Below are 20,535 nucleotides of genomic sequence, written 5' to 3' on the forward strand. Positions count from 1 at the left end.
TTATGAAAAAATTAATCTCTATTGCAGCGTTAGCTGTTTTAACTGCGTGTACAGCACCTCAGGAAGCTTCAAGTATTGGTAATGGCGCAGCTGCGTATGATATGAATACTGTACAAGATTATAATGCTCGAGTAACAAGTGGTAATACTGTTACTGCTCGAGAAAAAGCGAGAGTCGCACAAAGAGATAGCGTTCCAAATGAAGTGAATGCAAGCGATCATCGTCCAAAAATGACAGGCTATTCTCGTTATCCAGTGGCCATTATGCCGGCATTTGGCTATTGTCACCATTGCTGGTAATTAAATAAAGAAAAAATAACCGCGCTTGAAAAAGTGCGGTTATTTTTTTGCTTGTTTATAAGCCTAAAATCGATTTCACAAAAGGAATCGTCAGATTTCGTTTGGCTTGTAGTGAGGCTTCATCGAGTTTCACTAATGCTTCTTTTAGTGTTGCCATATCACGATCTAAACGCGTGAATATAAAATTGGCAGTCTCATCTGAAAGTATGATGCCTCGTTGATGGGCATTCTGTTTCAATACTGCAAATTTTTGTTCATCGCTGAGTGGAATCAATTGATAACTTTCTCCCCATTTTAAGCGAGAAGCAAGATCCGGTAATTTAACGGGTAGAGCCGTTGGAGATTGATCTGCACTGACAACTAATAAAGTTTTGCCATTAGCCTTAATACGATTAAAGAGATCAAATAAGGCAATTTCCCATTCTGAATTTCCAATAATTGTTTGCAAATCATCTAAACAAACTAATTCTTGATGCTCCAAATTCTCAAAAACTGCAGTAGAAAAATATTGTGATTTGCTCAATGGGACATAAATGGCGCTCCGTTGTTTCTGAATATATTCATTACAGAGTGCGCGTAGAAGATGAGTTTTTCCGACGCTTTGGTTTCCCCAAAGGTAGAAGAATTGCTGTTGTAAATCAGTCATGTTTTGGCGTAAAGAATTGAGCAATAATGCATTATTATCGCTATAAAAATTCTCAAGCGTTTCATCATCAATTTGATGAATAGGTAAAGAAAGTTGCTGATTCACGGATTAACGAGTTGATTTAAAATAAAAAAGAAAGGGCTAAATTTTCATTTAACCCTTTTGTTTGGGAAGTTTTATTCTACTTCATTTTTCGCTTTTGGCAAAATCAAGTTCAGCACAATGGCAACGATGGCACAAAGGCTAATTCCTTTTAGGGAAACAACATCGCCTACGTTGACAAACATATTACCGATACCGAAGGTCATAACTACCGAAATGATACAAAGGTTGCGAGGTTCAGTTACATCTACTTTGCCTTTAATTAAGGTACTCATCCCAACAACGGCAATCGAGCCGAATACCAACATCATAATGCCCCCCATTACGATGGTTGGAATAGTAGAAAGGAATGCGCCTACTTTACCACAGAAGGAAATCGCAATTGCCCATACCGCAGCCCAAGTCATAATATTTGGATTGAAGTTGCGAGTTAGCATGACTGCACCCGTTACTTCGGCATAAGTGGTATTTGGTGGACCACCTACTAATGACGCTGCAGCCGTTGCTACACCATCCCCTAATAGAGTACGGTGTAAGCCTGGTTTTTTAAGGAAATCTTTACCTGTTACAGAACTGATTGCCATAATACCACCCACGTGTTCAACTGCTGGTGCGATAGCAATCGGTAGCATATAAAGAATAGCTTCTAAATTAAATTCTGGTTTGGTTAACTCAGGTAATTCAAACCATTTTGCGTCTAAAACAGGTTGGAAGTTAATTAATCCTAAGAATAAACAAACCACATAGCCAGCAACGATACCAAACATAATTGGAATCAGTTTCATCATACCTTTAGCAAATACTGCAACAGAAAGGGTAGTGACCAAGGTAATCATTGAAACCAATACCGAATGCTCATAGCTATATGCACTGTTTTTACCTAATGCCATATCCACAGCAACGGGGGCAAGTCCCATACCGATAATGATAATTACAGGACCCACAACAACAGGCGGGAAGATGCGCTCAAGTGCAGCACTACCACGCAATTTTACTAAAGTTGATAGTGCGAAATAGACGAAGCCTGCACAAGCAAGTCCACCCATTGTGGTTGGAATGCCCCAAGTTTGTACGCCATATTGAATAGGTGCAATAAAGGCAAAAGAGGAGGCTAAGAAAATAGGAACCTGTTTACCGGTACAAAGTTGGAAAAGTAGTGTACCGATACCGGCTGTGAGAAGGGCTGTATTAGAATTTAATCCGGTGATTAAGGGAACTAATACTAAGGCGCCGAAGGCCACAAATAACATCTGTAAACCGACAAACGCTTGTTTGCCCATGCTTTGCACCTCAACAGGTGCGGTTGTAGTTTGATTACTCATTTAGTTTCAACTCTCGGTTTGAATTAACTGAAAGTGCGGTCGGTTTTAATGCTTTTTTAGCTTTTGTGTTTTCACGCACGGAAAAAAGACGGCCATAAATGCCGTCTTATTAAAAGGGAATTATTTCGTCCCAAAAATCTTATCGCCTGCATCACCCAAGCCTGGAATGATGTAGCCTTGTTCATTTAAGTGATCATCAATAGATGCGCAATAAAGTTCGATATCTGGATGCGCTTTTTCTAATGCTTTGATTCCTTCAGGTGCCGCGACTAATACTAATACTTTGATGTGTTGGCAACCTTTTGCTTTTAATAAATCAATTGTGGAGATCATTGAACCACCGGTTGCGAGCATTGGATCCACAACGATAGCTAAACGTTCTTCTAAATCACTCGCAAGTTTTTGGAAATAAGGAACAGGTTCAAGGGTTTCTTCATTACGATAAATCCCGACTACACTGATACGAGCGCTTGGAACGTGCTCTAATACACCGTCCATCATACCAAGACCCGCACGTAAAATTGGCACAACAGTGACTTTTTTGCCTTTGATACGTTCAATTTCAACAGGACCATTCCAACCTTCAATAATCACTTTTTCTGTTTCAAGATCGGCAGTGGCTTCATAGGTAAGTAAGCTACCCACTTCAGTTGCAAGTTCACGGAATTTTTTGGTATCAATATCAGCTTCGCGCATCACGCCTAATTTATGTTTAACAAGCGGATGTTTAACTTCAACAAGTTTCATCTTTTTTCTCCCTTTTAAAAAACAAATCGGAGAATTTTATATCAGAAATATTGAATTTCCTAGTGTTTTTATTATGACAGTTCGGTATAAAAACGGGGATAAAATTTACCGCACTTTGCTATTAAATACATCCACCACAGCTCCCACATCGCCAGTCTTCCTTATTCACCGCTTGATAGAATGCACGCATGGTTTCTTCTTCTAAAGGGATATTGTGCTCGATAAAAACATCCGAAAGCCAATCGATGTTTTCCACAATCCAATCATCTTCCATTAAGCCTTCTCGATAAAGCTCATCTTCGGGATCCATGAAATTATAAATATTATTTGTTCCCATATCTTTATCACGGCGTTCAAGTGGCAGTACCACAGGTAAACCAAGATAAGTAATATCCCAATGACCTAGACATAGCGTATTGCCCTTTGATGACCAACTAGCGTTGAATGGATTGTCACTCATGTTGAAATGTTATAAGAAAAGTTGAAAAGTATGGAAAGTATAGATCTAAAGACAAATTTAATCATACTTAAAAGAAGGTAAATAGTTTGATGGAGATCAAAGTAGAGTCAGAAAATTTAACGAATTTTTCACAAATAAAAAGCGGCCAATTACTTAGCCGCTTTTGTACGATAATAAATTTAGTTACGCTGCTTTTTTCGGTTTAAAGAAAATCATCGTAAAGATTTGCCAGAAGAAAGCGAGTGCGCCGAAGATGAATACCACGTCGCCACCGAAACGAACCCAGCGTAGGGTATCGAATAGAGGTTGTTGCATAAATTCTTCACTACGAGCATACCATAAGCCTTCAGAGATACTTGCATAACCTTGAATAATACCGATTGGTAATAAGCTTGATACGATCATTAATACTAAACCGCCATTTAATAACCAGAAGCCCCATTTCATTAACTTATCGTTAAATGGTGTATCCGGACGTAAATAACGAGCGATTAAGAATACGAAGCCTAGTGCTAAGAAGCCATACACACCGAATAATGCGGCGTGAGCATGAACAGCAGTCGTGTTCAAGCCTTGGATATAGTAAAGCGAAATTGGTGGATTGATTAAGAAACCAAATACGCCAGCACCTAACATATTCCAGAACGCTACGGCTACAAAGCAGTAAAGAGGCCATTTTAAACGGTCCATCCAAGGTGTTTTTTGTTGCATTGCCCAGTGTTCCCAAGCTTCATGACCTAGTAACACTAAAGGTACCACTTCAAGCGCAGAGAATGATGCACCTACAGCAATAATTGGAGTGGTTGCACCTGCGAAGTATAAGTGGTGGAAAGTACCAGGGATACCACCGATTAAGAATAACGCCGCTTCAGTAATGGTTGCCACAGTTGCAGTACGACGTGAAACTAAACCTAAACTTACAAAGATGAATGAGAGTGCCGCTACAGAGAATACTTCAAAGAAGCCTTCTACCCATAGGTGAACTACCCACCAACGCCAGTATTCCATCACAGAAATGTGAGTGTGCTCGCCATAGAATAATGCAGGGCCATAGAATAAACCGATCGCAATTACTGAGGCGAAGAATAATGCCAATAAGTTTTTATCACCAGGTTGTTTGAATGCATTCACTGTACCGCGAAGCATTAAGACTAACCAGAATAAGATGCCTGCGAATTTCACTGCTTGCCAGAAACGACCTAAGTCAATGAATTCATAGCCTTGGTGACCGAACATGAAGCTCCATTCTTCAGGGAGAATATGAGCAATTGCTAAGTAGCTACCAGTGAATGAACCGACGACTAATACCACTAATGCCCAGTATAGAACATCCACACCCAATTTTTGGAATTTCGGATCTTTACCGCCATTAATGATTGGTGCAAGGAATAAACCACCGGCTAAGAATGCCATTGCAATCCAGAATAAGGCAGCTTGAATATGCCATGTACGCACTAATGAATATGGGAAGTATTGAGAAATATCAATACCATAGAATTCCTGACCTTCAACTGTATAGTGTGCAACAACCGCACCTAATGTGACTTGCAAGAGGAAAAGTGCAAGCACAGTGAAGAGGTATTTACCTAATGAACGTTGAGAAGGGGTAAGTTGTAATTTTGTGAGTGGATCGAACTCAGGTGTTGGTGGTTCTTTTTCATCTTCACGTTTTTTGAATGACCAAATCCATACCACGAAACCAATACCTGCAATGAGGAATACCACACTCGCAATAGACCAAATCACGTTTTCTGGTGTTGGCACGTTATTAATTAACGGCTCATGTGGCCAGTTGTTGGTGTAACTTGCGTGAGTATTTGGACGTTCAGCAGATGCAGTCCATGCGGTCCAGAAGAAGAATTTAGCTAAGTCTTTACGAGCTTGTAAATCAGGAAGGGTATTATCCTTCATCGCAAAGTGTTCACGGGTCACTTTGGTTGCAGGATCATCACCATATAAAGAGATGTAGTATTGCGCTGTTTTTTCCATTGCCGCTAAACGGGTGTTTGAAAGCACAACGGTACCGTTTTCAACTTTGCTACCACGATATTCTTTGGTTAGACGCGCTTTTAATAACGTTTGTTGTTCATCATTTAAATCAGCGAAGTTTTTACCAAATTCTTGATTCGCTGTAATATCCAACCAGTTAGTTAATTCACGGTGAAGCCAATCTGCCGTCCAGTCTGGTGCTTGGTATGCACCGTGTCCCCAAACAGACCCCACTTGCATACCACCAGTGGTTTGCCAAGCGGTTTGACCATGTAAAATATCATCGTGAGTAATCACTTTTTCGCCAGATTCAGAAACATATTGTTGCGGAATCGGTGGTGCTTCACGATAAACTTCGAACCCATAGTAACCGAGGATGGAGAAGGCTCCAATCAATACGGCGACTAATAGGTACCAGAACTTTTTATACTGTCCCATTTTATCACTCCTAGATTATTAGAAAATATCACTTCCTGATGATTAAATGTCGTAGATAATCATCAGGACCTAGATTTTACGCCAAGTAAAATACTTGAGCAATTATATCGGCTATCAATTGATGAAAATATTACCTAAAACTGAGTAATTTAATCAGGTAATAGGAAATGCTGAATAAAAAGATAAAAAATACGGTCAAAAACCTATTGATTTTTGACCGCACTTTATTTGAAGAAGGAATTAACGTTTAAACATACCGCCTAAACCACCAAGGCCACCTAAGCCGCCTCCGCCCATTAAGCCTTGCATGCCACGCATCATTTTCGCCATGCCACCTTTGCGCATTTTTTTCATCATACGCTGCATTTCGTCAAATTGTTTCAGCAACTTATTCACATCTTGAACTTGTGTGCCAGAACCTAATGCAATACGACGACGGCGAGATCCTTTGATAATATCTGGATTGGCACGTTCTTTTAAGGTCATGGAATTAATGATAGCTTCCATTTTGATAAACATTTTGTCATCTACTTGATTTTTGACATGATCCGGTAAGTTTTTCGCACCCGGTAATTTTTCAAGCATAGACATCATGCCACCCATTTTTTTCATCTCACGGAGCTGTTCACGGAAATCGTCTAAGGTGAAATCATCGCCTTTCTTGAATTTTTGCGCCATTTTTTCCGCTTTTTCTCGATCCACTGAACGTTCCAGATCTTCGATAAGGGAAAGCACATCACCCATGCCTAAAATACGCGATGCTACACGATCAGGATGGAATGGCTCGAGGGCTTCTGTTTTTTCGCCCACACCTAGGAATTTAATCGGTTTGCCGGTGATTTGACGAATGGATAAAGCCGCACCGCCACGCGCATCACCATCCACTTTGGTTAAGATAACCCCAGTAAGAGGCAAGGCTTCATTGAAGGCTTTTGCGGTATTTGCCGCATCTTGACCGGTCATCGCATCAACCGTGAAGAGCGTTTCAATTGGATTTAATGTTGCATGAACTTGCTTGATTTCATCCATCATCTCGCTATCAACGTGTAAGCGACCCGCGGTATCCACGATTAATACATCGTAAAATTTGAGTTTAGCGTCAGCAAGTGCCGCTTTTGCAATCTCTACCGGTTTTTGTTTAACATCAGATGGGAAGAAATCCACGCCAACAGATTGTGCTAAGGTTTCAAGCTGTTTGATCGCCGCAGGACGATATACGTCGGCAGATACCACGAGCACTTTCTTTTTATGACGTTCGCGTAAGAATTTAGCTAATTTACCCACGCTGGTGGTTTTACCCGCACCTTGTAAACCCGCCATTAAAATAACTGCAGGTGGTTGTGTCGCCAGGTTTAAGCTTTCATTAGCTTCCCCCATTGCTTTTTCTAGTTCACGTTGAACAATTTTTAAGAACTCTTGGCCTGGTGTTAAGCTTTTATTGACTTCTTCGCCTAATGCGCTTTCTTTTACTTTGGCGATAAATTCACGTACGACAGGCAACGCAACGTCTGCTTCTAATAAAGCCATACGTACTTCGCGTAGGGTTTCTTTAATATTATCTTCAGTTAAGCGACCTTTACCGCTAATGTTGCGTAGCGTTTTGGAAAGGCGATCCGATAAATTCTCAAACATTTTAAATCCTGTTTTTTCTTAAAAAATTGCCGTGATTATACCGAAATTTGGGCGTTTTTCATCATTTCAAATAAAATTATGGCGATCTAGAGAAAAGATCCGTTAAAATAAGAATACTTCCTAGTAAAGAGAACGCATTATGTGGTTTGCCCTTTTTTCGATTATTTTTTACATTCTTAGTCTATTGCTGATCGCCCCGTTTTTGATGAACTCGTCAGAAGGGAAGTTGAGTCAAAGTAAAATCCCGTTTTTTCTGACCGCACTTGCAGCCATTATTCTACATGCTGTCAGCACGTTCCCTTTGTTAGAGGATCTTGCCTCAGGACAACGTTTTACGTTAATGGGAATTGCGTCCTTAATGAGCGCAGTTATTGCCGGATTGGCGACGCTTTCAATGTTTCTCGTTTCGACAATGTGGTTTGTTTTACCAATTGTGTATGCGTTTTCGATCATTAGCTTGATCTTTGCGACATTCTTATCAAGCCACATCATCCAAATGTTGAATCAGAACACATTGATGTTGTTCCATATCGGCTTGTCGCTTTTTACCTATGCGGTTTGTTTTATTGCAACGCTTTATGTGATTCAGTTGGTCTGGTTAGACCGTAATTTGAAAAAGCGTAAAATCCAATTTTCACCAGCAATTCCACCATTAATGGCGGTAGAACGTCATTTCTTCTGTTTATTTGCGATGGGAGAAGTTTTACTCACGCTGACGCTAATTTCGGGCACTTATCATGTATTACAAGCGGTAACTCCAGAAAATCTGCACAAAGCGATTTTCTCTTTCCTTGCTTGGATTAGTTTTGGGATTGCTTGTTTTGGTCATTGGCGACTAGGCTGGCGTGGAAAAAGGATGATTATTTACGCAATTTCAGGTATCATTCTGCTCACGATTGGCTATTTTGGTAGCCGTTTGATTTAATCAAAATCAAAGAACAGGTAAAAAGTGCGGTGAAAATAACCGCACTTTTTGTTGATTAACGAACAAAAGGATTTACCCTTGGACAGTATCCCCCTTAGTACTTTATTTATTACACTCATTATTTGTTTAGTTTTATCAGCCTATTTTTCCGGCTCAGAAACCGGATTACTCTCTCTCAATAAATATCGCCTTCGTTTTATGGCGGAACAAGGCAATAAAGGGGCGCAAAAAGCAGAAAAACTGCTCGAAAAGCCTGATACCTTGTTAAGTTTTATTCTGATCTTTAATAACCTTGTTAACATCAGTGCCTCAGCTATTGCAACCATGATTGGTATGCGTTTATATGGCGATGCGGGCGTGGCTATTGCAACAGGTTTATTAACTTTTGTGATGCTTGTTTTTTCTGAAATTTTCCCTAAAACCGTCGCGGCGATGCACCCAGAGAAAGTGGGCTTTTTTTCAAGTCACATTTTGTCGCTATTGTTAAAAGTATTCTATCCATTAGTTTGGTTAATGAATATTTTCACGAAAACGTTAATGCGAATGGTGGGTTTAAAACCCGATATGCAAAAACAAGTGATTAGCCGTGAAGAACTCCGTAGTATTGTGTCAGAAGCGGGAGAAGCCACACCGGATGAACAGCATCCACAAATGTTGCTCTCTATTTTAGATATGGAAACGGTGACCGTCGACGATATCATGGTGCCACGTAATGAAATAGCAGGGATTGATATTGATGACGATTGGAAAGCGATTATGCGCCAGCTTAATCATGCACCACATAACCGAATTGTGTTGTATAAATGCAGCCTTGATGAGCAAGTATTAGGGATTTTACGTGTGCGTGAGGCGTTTCGTTTGTTATTAGAAAAAAATGAATTTACCAAAGAAACTTTACTACGTGCCGTCGATGAAGTGTACTTCATTCCAGAAGGGACACCACTGAAAACACAATTAGCGAATTTCCGTACGAAAAAAGAACGTATCGGTTTAGTGGTGGACGAATATGGTGACATTAAAGGACTAGTCACGCTTGAAGATATTTTAGAAGAAATTGTGGGTGATTTTACAACCACTACTGCGCCGACTATTGAACAAGAAGTCGTTCAGCAATCTGATGGTTCGATGATTATTGAAGGGTCGGCAAATCTTCGTGATTTGAATAAAATGTTCGGTTGGGAATTGGATACAGAAGATGCACGTACCTTTAATGGTTTGATTCTAGAGCATCTTGAAGATATTCCGGATGAAGGAACTATTTGTGAAATCAATGGCTTAAGAATTACCATTTTAGAAGTCAGCGATAACATGATCAAGCAAGCAAAAGTGGAGAAGTTAGCCTCCTAAATATGACTTTTTCTGACCGCTCTTTTTTTAAGAAGTACGTTATTTTTACAAAGGATTGAATATGACGGATGAGATTCGTTTAACACAATACAGCCACGGCGCAGGTTGAGGCTGTAAAATTTCGCCTAAGGTGTTAGGGACAATTTTACAGACTAAACTCGAAAAATTTGCTGACCCCAATTTATTAGTGGGAAATGAAACAGCGGATGACGCTGCGGTTTATGATCTTGGTAATGGTACTGCAATTATCAGTACCACGGATTTTTTCATGCCTATTGTGGACGATCCTTTTGATTTTGGACGTATTGCGGCAACCAACGCCATTAGTGATATTTTCGCAATGGGCGGTAAGCCAATTATGGCAATTGCCATTTTAGGTTTCCCGATTAATAAATTGCCGGCAGAAGTGGCACAGAAAATTGTTGATGGTGGCCGTTTTGCTTGTCATCAAGCAGGGATTTCGCTAGCGGGTGGACACTCGATTGATGCGCCAGAACCGATTTTTGGTTTAGCGGTAACAGGCGTTATTGCAACGGATCGTGTCAAACGTAATGCCTCAGCAGAAGCGGATTGTAAGCTTTATTTAACCAAACCATTAGGTATAGGCGTGCTGACTACTGCAGAGAAAAAAGGTAAATTAAAACCTGAACATCAAGGATTGGCAACAGCAGCAATGTGCCAAATGAATCTGATTGGTAGTCAATTTGCAGAAGTTGTAGGCGTAACAGCTATGACGGATGTAACGGGGTTTGGTTTATTGGGGCACTTAGCTGAAATCTGTGAAGGCTCAAATCTCAATGCGGTTGTGCATTTTGATAAAATCAAATTATTAGATGGCGTAGCAGATTACATTGCAGAAGGTTGTGTACCAGGTGGAACCAACCGTAACTTTGAAAGCTATGGTCATAAAATTGCTCCTCTTACGGATTATCAAAAGGCAGTGCTTTGCGATCCTCAAACCTCTGGTGGCTTGTTGATTGCGGTTAAACCAGAAAGTGAGGCTGAAATCTTAGAGATTGCGAAAAAAGCTGATATTGAGCTTAGTGAGGTTGGGGTATTGAAACCTTGTCAAGCTGGTGTATTAGTAGAAGTCGAATAAATCATTTTCGTTAAAATAAAAGTGCGGTGAAATTCACCGCACTTTTTTTATTCTTTATTTTCCTTGTTTTCTTTGTTGTTGGAATACATCGAGTCAATAATATGACGATAGCGTTCCATAATCACTTTTCGGCGTAATTTGAGTGTAGGTGTTATTTCACCAAGTTTTACGCTAAATGCTTGAGAGAGTAGCGTAAATTTCTTCACTTGCTCGAAGTGCGCTAATTCTTTTTGGAGGCTTTCGATACGTTGTTCAAACATCTTGATAATTTCAGAGTGTTTGAGTAATTCCATGCGATCTTGATACTTAATATTCAGTTTTTTCGCATATTCTTCTACGCTATCAAAACAAGGTACGATCAACGCTGAAACATATTTTTTGGCATCGGCAATAATCGCAATTTGTTCGATAAATTTATCTTTACCAATTTTCCCTTCAATATATTGTGGCGCAATGTATTTACCGTTAGAAGTTTTCATCAATTCTTTAATGCGGTCGGTAATAAATAAATTACCTTCAGCATCAAATTCACCTGCATCTCCCGTTTTCAAGAAACCATCTTCGGTGAAGGCTTGTGCTGTTTCTTCAGGCTTTTTATAGTAACCTTTCATTACCATACCGCCACGCACTAGAATCTCGTTATTTTCCCCAATTTTAACTTCGGCATTTGGCATTAATTTACCGATAGAATTCGGATTAAAATGATGGTCATCCCAGCAAGAAACGGTAGCCGTGGTTTCTGTCATGCCATAACCGAGTTTGATATTAATCCCAATACTATGGAAGAAAAGGCCAATGGTCGGTTCTAATTTTGCGCCACCACAAGGCATCATTTTGATACGTCCGCCTAACAATGAACGCAGTTTAGACAGCACCAGTTTATCGGCAAGCGCATAACGTTTTTGCAAGAAGAACGGGATTTTTTTATTTTGAGAGAGAAGATCAAAACGTTTTTGCCCCACTGCAATCGCCCAATGGAAAATCATCTGACGAATAAAAGGTGCTTTTTGCACTTTATCAAGCACGGCAGAATAAATTTTTTCATAGAAACGCGGTACTGCACACATAAAGGTTGGGCGCACTTCTGTTAATGTTTCACGTACTTGATTGGTATCTTCGAGATAACAAAGGATTGCTCCGCGATGTAACACATAGGCAACCCAAGCACGCTCAAAAATATGGCTAAATGGTAAAAAAGAAAGTGAAACCTCATCTTGATTAACATCTAATGCAATATCATGGGCTTCAAGTTGATGCGCCAAGTTACTGTAATCGAGCATGACGCCTTTGGGTTCACCTGTTGTGCCAGAGGTATAGATGATCGTGAATAAATCATCCATTGCCTTATTTGCTAAGCGAGTTTCAAATTCAGTCTGAAATTCGGCTGTACCTAATTGAATTAAATCGTCCCAATGACAGGAAAGGGTAGTTTCTGTCAGTTGAATTTGTTCTTTCATGGCCACAATTTTTTGTAATTGTGGACACTGATGTGCAATTTCTAACGCTTGATCATATTGTTCTTGATCACCAACAAACAGAATTTTGACATCGGCATGATTTAAAATAAACTCGGCCTGTTGTGCAGTATTGGTTGCATAAATGGGAACGGTAATAGCACGGACTTGAAGTGCCGCAATATCGGCAATAGTCCAACGAGACATATTGTGTGCAAAAATCGCAATTTTATCTTGTACTTGAATATTGCAAGCAAGCAAAGCTAATGAGAGCTGGTCAAGCTGTTGTTGAAATGCGTTCCACGAAATATCTTTCCATAAGCCATTAATTTTATGGCGAAGTGCGGTTGCATTTTGACGAATTTTTGCCTGTTGGCGAATTCGATTGACGAAATGACGTTCTAAATACATATAAGCCTTATTTGAGCGAACAACTGTACGCTAATATAAACGAAATAAATTTAAAATCTAGTAAAATGTTATTATTTTGTGAATATAGAATAAATAATAGACATATTATTTTTCTATTTTTATATTGAAATGAGCAATAAAGAATATATAAAATATTGAGAAAATCTAAATTGATTAGAAATAAAAAAACCGCTCTAAAAAGAGCGGTTAATTTTTTAGCTATTTTGATTAGCCTTTGTAGTTGTATACGTGTGCAACTAAGTCTAATACTTTGTTTGAGTAACCAGTTTCGTTATCGTACCAAGATACTAATTTAACGAAAGAATCAGTTAATGCGATACCCGCATCAGCATCAAATACAGAAGTTAAAGCACAACCGTTGAAGTCTGTAGAAACTACTGCATCTTCAGTGTAACCTAAAACGCCTTTTAATTCGCCGTTGAAAGTTTTACCTTCAGCTGCATCTTTGATTGCTTGTTTGATTTGTTCGTAAGTTGCTGGTTTTTCTAAGTTTACAGTTAAGTCAACTACAGAAACGTTTGGAGTAGGAACACGGAACGCCATACCAGTTAATTTACCGTTTAATGCTGGTAATACTTTACCCACTGCTTTTGCTGCACCGGTAGATGAAGGGATGATGTTTTGTGATGCACCACGACCACCGCGCCAGTCTTTAGCTGATGGGCCATCAACAGTTTTTTGAGTTGCTGTGGTTGCGTGAACAGTAGTCATTAAACCATCTTTGATACCGAAGGTTTCATGAACAACACGTGCTAAAGGTGCTAAACAGTTTGTTGTACAAGATGCGTTAGACACAATATCTTGACCTGCGTATGCACCGAAGTTTACACCACGTACGAACATTGGTGTGCTATCTTTAGAAGGACCTGTTAATACGACTTTTTTCGCACCAGCAGTAATGTGTTTGCGTGCTGTTTCATCAGTTAAGAACAAACCTGTTGCTTCAACTGCAACATCAACGCCGATCGCACCCCAGTTAAGGTTTGCAGGATCACGTTCAGAAGTAACACGGATAGTTTTACCGTTTACGACTAAGTTACCGTCTTTAACTTCAACAGTACCGTCAAAACGACCGTGAGTTGAATCGTATTTCAACATGTAAGCCATGTATTCAACGTCGATTAAGTCGTTGATACCTACAACTTCGATGTCATCGCGATGTTGTGCTGCACGGAATACGATACGACCGATACGGCCGAAACCGTTGATACCAATTTTAATAGCCATAAGATTTTCACCTTCTATTTTTTAAGTTAAACAAAATCGTTGCTCTAACGAGTTCCCGCCGATTATAGCATGGGCATTTTGATAAAAAAAAGGGTATATACCACTTTTTTGTGATCTCGATCACTTTTTAACAATTTGGTAAAACAAATGAAAATTTGACCGCACTTTTCATTTTCTTTTTGTATAATAAAAACAAACAACAAGAAGAGGTTTCAATTATGTCTCAAGGTAATTTATATATTCTTTCTGCACCAAGTGGGGCGGGCAAGTCATCATTAATTTCAGCATTATTAGAGAAAAATCAAGGCACGAAAAAAATGGTGTCGATTTCACACACAACACGTTCACCTCGCCCAGGCGAAAGTCATGGTGTGCATTATTATTTTGTTTCCGTAGAAGAATTTGAGCGTTTAATTGAAAAAGGCCATTTCTTAGAATATGCAAAAGTGTTTGGTGGCAATTATTACGGCACTTCATTGCCAGCAATTGAAGAAAACTTAGCAAAAGGCATTGATGTGTTTTTAGATATTGATTGGCAGGGCGCACAGCAAATTCGTCAAAAGGTACCTTCTGTAAAAAGTATTTTTATTTTGCCACCGTCATTGCCTGAATTAGAACGTCGCTTGGTTGGACGTGGACAGGATACTAAAGAGGTGATTGCTGAACGAATGTCGAAAGCAATTAGCGAGATTTCCCATTATGACGAATATGATTACGTTATTGTGAATGATAATTTTGAACAGGCATTGGCTGATTTGCAAAGTATTTTGCAGGCAGAACGTTTGACTAAAGCTTATCAACAAACAGAAAATGCAGACTTAATTCACCAGCTACTAGCAAAATAACCTTGAATTGAGTACAATATTTCTCTTTATAGACATTATTTTTAACATCGGAGTAAAACATGGCTCGAGTGACTGTGCAAGATGCAGTAGAAAAAATTGGTAACCGTTTTGATTTAATTTTAACCGCCGCTCGTCGTGCGAGACAATTAGAGCTACATCAAAGTGAGCCGTTAGTGCCAGAAGATAACGATAAACCAACTGTCATTGCATTACGTGAAATCGAAAAAGGGTTAATCAACCAAGAAATCATGGATGCAAAAGAGTATTTAGATGCAGCAGCTTCTCAACGTAATGAAGAAGTGGCAGTGGCGTTAATCACAGAATAATCTCATTAAAGTGCGGTCAAAATTAAGCTTATTTTGGCCGCCTAGTCTTTCTCTCTACAAAAAGTCAGGTGTCCTTTGGAATTGTTTGCCAATTTAGATCGAATTGTTCAGGGGTATTTGCCCGCCGATAAAATTGAATTAATCAAACGTGCATTCGTCATTGCGCGAGATGCTCACGAAGGACAGTTTCGCTCAAGTGGCGAACCTTACATTACGCACCCAGTTGCAGTGGCTTCAATCATTGCGGAAATGCATTTAGACCATGAAGCTGTCATGGCGGCATTATTGCATGATGTTATCGAAGATACCCCTTATACCGAATCCCAATTAAAAGATGAGTTTGGCGCTAGCGTAGCCGAAATTGTAGATGGCGTATCTAAACTGGATAAATTGAAATTCCGTACCCGCCAAGAAGCACAGGTTGAAAACTTCCGTAAAATGATTTTAGCGATGACTCGAGATATTCGTGTCGTCTTAATCAAACTGGCTGACCGTACCCATAATATGCGAACACTGGGCTCATTACGTCCAGATAAACGTCGTCGCATTGCAAAAGAAACCCTAGAGATTTACTGTCCATTAGCCCATCGTTTAGGCATTGAGCATATCAAAAATGAATTAGAAGATTTATCTTTTGAAGCCATGCATCCTCGCCGTTATGAAGTGCTTAAAAAATTCGTCGAACAGGCACGTGGTTCTCGTCAGGAGTTGATCCAACGTATTTCTAATGATATCTCACAGCGTCTTGAAAATGCAGGTATTCCAAGTCGTATTTGGGGGCGAGAAAAACATCTCTATAAAATCTACCAAAAAATGCGCACGAAAGATCAGAAATTCCATTCAATTATGGATATTTATGCTTTCCGTGTCATTGTGAATTCAGTTGATGATTGTTATCGCGGATTGGGGCAAATGCATAGTTTGTATAAACCTCGCCCAGGCAAGGTGAAAGATTATATTGCTGTGCCACGTGCAAATGGCTACCAAGCGCTACAAACCTCAATGATTGGTCCTCATGGGGTGCCTGTAGAAGTTCACTTGCAAACTGAAGAGATGGAACAGGTTGCCGAAATGGGAATTACCGCCCATTGGGTGTATAAAGAAGGCGGTAAAAACGATAGCACCACCGCTCAAGTCCGCGCACAACGTTGGTTACAAAGCCTGGTGGATATTCAACAAAACGTGGGTAACTCCTTCGAGTTTATTGAGAATGTCAAATCCGAGTTTTTCCCGAAAGAAATTTATGTCTTTACGCCGAAAGGTCGCATCGTGGAATTGCCAATGGGCGCAACAGCTGTCGATTTTGCTTATGCTGTACATTCTGATGTGGGAAATCATTGTGTTGCGGCAGTAGTAGAGCATAAACCTTATCCGTTATCACAAGCTTTAGAATCTGGTCAAACCGTTGAGATTGTGACCAGTGAAAACGCTCACCCAAGCGTTAGTTGGTTAAACTTTGTGGTGACCGCTCGAGCAAGAACCCGTATTCGTCATTTCTTAAAATTATTGCGTGCAGATGATGCGGTTCAAACAGGCAAAAAACAGTTAGAAATGGCGTTGAAACCACATTATCTCTCAGAGGTTTCTGAAGATAAAATCCAAGCCGTACTGAATGAATTAAATCTCTCAAGCCTCAATGAGCTTTTTGTAGAAATTGGTGTCGGCAATCAAATGTCGAGCGTTATTGCCCATCAATTAATGGATGAAGCCATTGAAATTGATGTGGATGGTGTGCCTGAAAATACACAAAGCACGCTAACATTAAGCCGAGATGGCGAAATGAAAGCATCTTTTGCTCAATGTTGTCATCCAATTCCGGGTGATCCGATCGTGGCATTAAGCACTGCGAAAAAAGGAGTAGTGGTGCATCATCAAGCTTGTTCTAATTTAACATCAAGCAATACGAAGGATTTCACCGCTGCGAAATGGGAAGAGTCTGAAAGTGCGGTCAATTTTGATGCCGAATTACACATTGAAATGCTTAATGAACAAAATGTATTAGGTAGTCTTATGACAGCAGTCACGACTTGCGAAAGTAATATTCAAAGTATTTGGACAGAAGAATTAGAAAATAATGTCCTATTAGTTATTATCCAAGTTGGCGCGAGAGATATCTATCATTTAGAAAACATTATGCGAAAAATCAAACAAATTACCAGTGTGATTCGTTTGAAGCGCAATATTAATGAAGCATAATGAGCACACAACTTCTCGATGCCGTTCCTTTAACCACTTTATCTGGTGTAGGTGCGGCAATCTTCGATAAATTAAGCCGTATTGGAATTCATAATCTCCAAGACTTGCTTTTTCATTTACCTATCCGTTATGAAGATCGCACGAGAATTACGCCTATTGCCGATCTTCGCCCTGAACAATATGCCACCATTGAAGGTGTTGTCCAAACCTGTGAAGTTGCCTTTGGGCGACGTCCTATTTTAACCGTAAGTCTCTCAGATGGAACGAGCAAAATTATGCTCCGTTTCTTCAATTTTAATGCGGGAATGAAAAATAGTTTTCAGATTGGTACGCGTGTCAAAGCATTTGGTGAAATTAAACGCGGGCGTTTTATGGCGGAAATACATCATCCTGAGTACCAAATCATTAGGGATAATGCGCCACTGGTTTTAGAGGAAACACTCACGCCTATTTATTCCACAACGGAAGGTTTAAAACAAAATTCATTACGTAAGCTAACCGATCAAGCATTGGCTTTACTCGATAAAATCCAATTAACGGAAATTTTACCTAATGAATTTAATCCGCATCCTTTTAGCTTAAAGGATGCTATTCGATTTTTGCATCGACCACCGCCAGATATCTCATTAGATATTTTGGAGAAAGGGCAGCATCCGGCACAACAACGACTTATCTTTGAAGAGCTTCTTGCGCATAATCTTGCGATGCAAAAAGTGCGGTTAGGTACGCAGCAATTTTTAGCGTTACCATTACATTATCAAACCGATTTGAAGCAACATTTTCTTGCATCTTTGCCTTTTAAACCAACAAATGCACAGAATAGAGTCGTGGCAGATATTGAACAGGATTTAGCGAAAGATTATCCGATGATGCGACTTGTTCAAGGAGATGTAGGTTCAGGGAAAACATTAGTGGCAGCCTTAGCCGCCTTATTAGCGATTGATAATGGTAAACAAGTGGCATTAATGGCGCCAACGGAAATTTTAGCGGAACAGCATGCGAATAATTTCCGACGTTGGTTAGAGCCTTTTGGTATTGACGTCGGCTGGCTAGCGGGTAAGGTGAAAGGGAAAGCTCGCCAAGCTGAATTGGAAAAAATTAAGTCTGGTGCGGTACAAATGGTGGTGGGCACGCATGCGTTATTCCAAGACGAAGTAGAATTTTCGGATTTAGCCTTGGTGATTATTGATGAGCAGCATCGTTTTGGTGTGCATCAACGATTAATGTTGCGAGAAAAAGGCGAAAAAGCAGGATTTTATCCACATCAGCTGATTATGACAGCAACACCGATCCCGAGAACATTAGCGATGACGGTTTATGCCGATCTTGATACGTCGATTATTGATGAATTGCCTCCAGGTAGAACGCCGATTACGACAGTTGTTATTTCAGAAGAGCGTCGTGATGAAATCGTTACTCGAGTCAAAAACGCCTGTATTAATGAAAAACGTCAGGCTTACTGGGTCTGTACGTTAATTGATGAATCTGAAATATTAGAAGCGCAAGCTGCAGAGGCAATTTGGGAAGATTTAACGAAAGCGTTGCCGATGCTTAAAATTGGTCTTGTACATGGGCGAATGAAACCGCAAGAAAAACAAGATATTATGGCGGCCTTTAAAAATGCAGAACTCGATTTGCTTGTGGCCACAACCGTAATCGAAGTGGGCGTAGATGTGCCGAATGCCAGTCTCATGATCATTGAAAATGCTGAGCGCTTAGGTTTATCACAACTCCATCAGTTACGTGGGCGAGTAGGACGTGGCAGCACGGCTTCTTTTTGTGTCCTAATGTATAAACCGCCATTGGGTAAAGTGTCGCAAAAACGTTTACAGGTACTACGCGATAGCCAAGATGGCTTTGTGATTTCGGAAAAAGATTTAGAAATTCGCGGCCCGGGTGAGGTATTGGGCACTAAGCAGACAGGGATCGCCGAATTTAAGGTGGCGAATTTAATGCGCGATCGTAAAATGATTCCAACCGTTCAACATTATGCTAAAGCATTAATAGTGAAATATCCGGATGTGGCAGAAAGTTTAATCCGTCGTTGGCTAAATAATCGAGAAATTTATTCGAATGCCTAAAGTGCGGTTATTTTTGAAAGAGTTTTTTAAATGAATAAATCAACGGTACTTTTCTTTGATTCAGGAATGGGGGGCTTAAGCGTTTATCGGGAAGCGAAAAAGCTCATGCCAGATAACCATTATTTGTATTGCTTTGACAATGCAGGCTTTCCTTATTCAGAAAAATCAGAAGAAACAATTATTCAGCGAACATTGGATATTTGTAAAAAAATTAATCAAGATTATCCACTTGATGCCATTGTGATTGCTTGTAATACCGCGAGTACGGTGGTGTTACCGCCTTTGCGTGAACAATTTTCTATTCCGATTGTAGGTACCGTGCCAGCCATCAAGCCTGCAGCAGAAATCTCTCAAACGAAACATATTGGTCTATTGGCAACAAAGGGCACGGTTAAACGCCCTTATGTTAATGAGCTTATTCATCAGTTTGCCGCCCATTGTGTCGTTGAACGATTAGGCTCAACTAAACTGGTTGAAATCGCAGAGCATAAAATCCAAGGGAAATCGGTTGATTTGATTGCATTGAAAAATGAATTAAGTCCTTGGGCCTCAATAGAGAATTTAGATACGATTTGTTTAGGCTGTACCCATTTCCCTTTAATTAAAGATGAAATTCAAATTTGCTTACCTCAAGTGAAGAATTTTATGGACCCAGGATTCGCTATTGCCAGACGTTTGCAGTATTTACTTGATAAATTAGAAGTGCGGTCAAAATCTGAGGTAAAAAATCAGGTTTTTTGTACGCAAGATGTAGAGAATAAATATCAATTAGAACAAGCGTTGGCTCTCTGGGGATTTGATGGAATTACCGTTTTAAAATGATTTTTTCTCGTTGTGTTGCTGCGTTTGTAAGCAAATAGCAAAAAATTTACATTTTTTTACAAAAAGATCTTGCAAAGGCATCTGAAATGCCTATAATACGCCCCACACAACGACGCGCTGTTGTGACTCTTAAGAAAAACCAGTGC

The 20,535-nt window shown here is 39.8% G+C and carries 17 protein-coding genes; 9 read left to right on the top strand and 8 right to left on the bottom strand.

Features of this window, described 5'->3' with window-relative positions; translation table 11 throughout:
• Positions 1-2 precede the first annotated feature (2 nt).
• The gene (locus tag AC979_RS03710; protein ID WP_049372903.1) at positions 3-299 is read left to right on the top strand and encodes a hypothetical protein; all 297 of its coding nucleotides are present in this window, start codon (positions 3-5) and stop codon (positions 297-299) included.
• 55 nt (positions 300-354) lie between these two features.
• Here AC979_RS03710 and hda read toward each other — a convergent pair whose 3' ends face one another.
• From hda to ffh, 6 genes are all read right to left on the bottom strand, one after another.
• Positions 355-1,050: a DnaA regulatory inactivator Hda gene (hda, locus tag AC979_RS03715; protein ID WP_049372904.1), complete on the bottom strand. Its 696-nt coding sequence runs from the start codon at positions 1,048-1,050 to the stop codon at positions 355-357.
• Between the two features lie 71 nt (positions 1,051-1,121).
• Complete coding sequence (locus AC979_RS03720; RefSeq protein WP_049365006.1) at positions 1,122-2,369, bottom strand: nucleobase:cation symporter-2 family protein; 1,248 nt, start codon at positions 2,367-2,369, stop codon at positions 1,122-1,124.
• Positions 2,370-2,489: 120 nt separating this feature from the next.
• Positions 2,490-3,116, bottom strand: a complete 627-nt coding sequence (gene upp, locus AC979_RS03725) for a uracil phosphoribosyltransferase (protein WP_005695610.1) — start codon at positions 3,114-3,116, stop codon at positions 2,490-2,492.
• A 121-nt stretch (positions 3,117-3,237) separates the two neighbouring features.
• On the bottom strand, positions 3,238-3,576 hold the full coding sequence (locus tag AC979_RS03730) for a hypothetical protein (protein ID WP_049372905.1): 339 nt from the start codon (positions 3,574-3,576) through the stop codon (positions 3,238-3,240).
• A 183-nt stretch (positions 3,577-3,759) separates the two neighbouring features.
• On the bottom strand, positions 3,760-6,003 hold the full coding sequence (locus tag AC979_RS03735) for a nitric-oxide reductase large subunit (RefSeq protein WP_049372906.1): 2,244 nt from the start codon (positions 6,001-6,003) through the stop codon (positions 3,760-3,762).
• Positions 6,004-6,243: 240 nt separating this feature from the next.
• The gene (gene ffh / locus AC979_RS03740) at positions 6,244-7,635 is read right to left on the bottom strand and encodes a signal recognition particle protein (protein ID WP_005698426.1); all 1,392 of its coding nucleotides are present in this window, start codon (positions 7,633-7,635) and stop codon (positions 6,244-6,246) included.
• 139 nt (positions 7,636-7,774) lie between these two features.
• On the opposite strand from ffh, the gene AC979_RS03745 reads away from it, so the two are divergent.
• The 3 genes from AC979_RS03745 to selD all read left to right on the top strand — a co-directional run bounded on the left by AC979_RS03745 (position 7,775) and on the right by selD (position 11,006).
• On the top strand, positions 7,775-8,560 hold the full coding sequence (locus tag AC979_RS03745; RefSeq protein WP_049372907.1) for a cytochrome C assembly family protein: 786 nt from the start codon (positions 7,775-7,777) through the stop codon (positions 8,558-8,560).
• Positions 8,561-8,638: 78 nt separating this feature from the next.
• The gene (locus tag AC979_RS03750; RefSeq protein WP_049372908.1) at positions 8,639-9,907 is read left to right on the top strand and encodes an HlyC/CorC family transporter; all 1,269 of its coding nucleotides are present in this window, start codon (positions 8,639-8,641) and stop codon (positions 9,905-9,907) included.
• Between the two features lie 61 nt (positions 9,908-9,968).
• Positions 9,969-11,006, top strand: a complete 1,038-nt coding sequence (gene selD, locus AC979_RS03755; RefSeq protein ID WP_080971301.1) for a selenide, water dikinase SelD — start codon at positions 9,969-9,971, stop codon at positions 11,004-11,006.
• A 47-nt stretch (positions 11,007-11,053) separates the two neighbouring features.
• Here the strand turns inward: selD and AC979_RS03760 are convergent, their stop codons facing one another.
• Both AC979_RS03760 and gap read right to left on the bottom strand, forming a co-directional pair.
• A complete protein-coding gene (locus tag AC979_RS03760) occupies positions 11,054-12,871 on the bottom strand; it encodes an AMP-dependent synthetase/ligase (protein WP_049372910.1) in 1,818 nt (605 codons plus the stop codon).
• Between the two features lie 228 nt (positions 12,872-13,099).
• Positions 13,100-14,119 (bottom strand): type I glyceraldehyde-3-phosphate dehydrogenase, encoded by a 1,020-nt coding sequence (gene gap, locus AC979_RS03765; protein ID WP_049363694.1) that lies wholly within the window; start codon positions 14,117-14,119, stop codon positions 13,100-13,102.
• Positions 14,120-14,337: 218 nt separating this feature from the next.
• Here gap and gmk point away from each other — a divergent pair, with 218 nt between their 5' ends.
• The 5 genes from gmk (at position 14,338) to murI (ending at position 20,389) form a co-directional block, all read left to right on the top strand.
• Positions 14,338-14,964 carry a guanylate kinase gene (gene gmk, locus AC979_RS03770; RefSeq protein WP_049372911.1) on the top strand — a complete coding sequence of 209 codons (627 nt, stop codon included), beginning with the start codon at positions 14,338-14,340 and terminating at the stop codon, positions 14,962-14,964.
• A gap of 59 nt (positions 14,965-15,023) precedes the next feature.
• The gene (rpoZ, locus tag AC979_RS03775) at positions 15,024-15,290 is read left to right on the top strand and encodes a DNA-directed RNA polymerase subunit omega (RefSeq protein WP_049372912.1); all 267 of its coding nucleotides are present in this window, start codon (positions 15,024-15,026) and stop codon (positions 15,288-15,290) included.
• A 75-nt stretch (positions 15,291-15,365) separates the two neighbouring features.
• Positions 15,366-17,486: a bifunctional GTP diphosphokinase/guanosine-3',5'-bis pyrophosphate 3'-pyrophosphohydrolase gene (spoT, locus tag AC979_RS03780; RefSeq protein ID WP_049372913.1), complete on the top strand. Its 2,121-nt coding sequence runs from the start codon at positions 15,366-15,368 to the stop codon at positions 17,484-17,486.
• Positions 17,486-19,567, top strand: coding sequence for an ATP-dependent DNA helicase RecG (gene recG, locus AC979_RS03785; protein ID WP_049372914.1), 2,082 nt, complete (start codon positions 17,486-17,488; stop codon positions 19,565-19,567). Before spoT ends, recG begins: the two co-directional genes overlap by 1 nt.
• Positions 19,568-19,597: 30 nt before the next feature.
• Positions 19,598-20,389: a glutamate racemase gene (gene murI, locus AC979_RS03790; RefSeq protein WP_049372915.1), complete on the top strand. Its 792-nt coding sequence runs from the start codon at positions 19,598-19,600 to the stop codon at positions 20,387-20,389.
• Positions 20,390-20,535 lie beyond the last annotated feature (146 nt).

Source organism: Parahaemophilus parainfluenzae, assembly GCF_001053575.1.
GTDB classification, from domain to species: Bacteria; Pseudomonadota; Gammaproteobacteria; order Enterobacterales; family Pasteurellaceae; genus Haemophilus_D; species Haemophilus_D parainfluenzae_S.

Coding starts and splice junctions, on each gene's coding strand:
- AC979_RS03710 (WP_049372903.1), top strand. CDS start 3: ATGAAAAAATTAATCTCTATTGCAGCGTTAGCTGTTTTAACTGCGTGT.
- AC979_RS03720 (WP_049365006.1), bottom strand. CDS start 2,369: ATGAGTAATCAAACTACAACCGCACCTGTTGAGGTGCAAAGCATGGGC.
- upp (WP_005695610.1), bottom strand. CDS start 3,116: ATGAAACTTGTTGAAGTTAAACATCCGCTTGTTAAACATAAATTAGGC.
- AC979_RS03730 (WP_049372905.1), bottom strand. CDS start 3,576: ATGAGTGACAATCCATTCAACGCTAGTTGGTCATCAAAGGGCAATACG.
- AC979_RS03735 (WP_049372906.1), bottom strand. CDS start 6,003: ATGGGACAGTATAAAAAGTTCTGGTACCTATTAGTCGCCGTATTGATT.
- ffh (WP_005698426.1), bottom strand. CDS start 7,635: ATGTTTGAGAATTTATCGGATCGCCTTTCCAAAACGCTACGCAACATT.
- AC979_RS03745 (WP_049372907.1), top strand. CDS start 7,775: ATGTGGTTTGCCCTTTTTTCGATTATTTTTTACATTCTTAGTCTATTG.
- AC979_RS03760 (WP_049372910.1), bottom strand. CDS start 12,871: ATGTATTTAGAACGTCATTTCGTCAATCGAATTCGCCAACAGGCAAAA.
- gap (WP_049363694.1), bottom strand. CDS start 14,119: ATGGCTATTAAAATTGGTATCAACGGTTTCGGCCGTATCGGTCGTATC.
- gmk (WP_049372911.1), top strand. CDS start 14,338: ATGTCTCAAGGTAATTTATATATTCTTTCTGCACCAAGTGGGGCGGGC.
- rpoZ (WP_049372912.1), top strand. CDS start 15,024: ATGGCTCGAGTGACTGTGCAAGATGCAGTAGAAAAAATTGGTAACCGT.
- recG (WP_049372914.1), top strand. CDS start 17,486: ATGAGCACACAACTTCTCGATGCCGTTCCTTTAACCACTTTATCTGGT.
- murI (WP_049372915.1), top strand. CDS start 19,598: ATGAATAAATCAACGGTACTTTTCTTTGATTCAGGAATGGGGGGCTTA.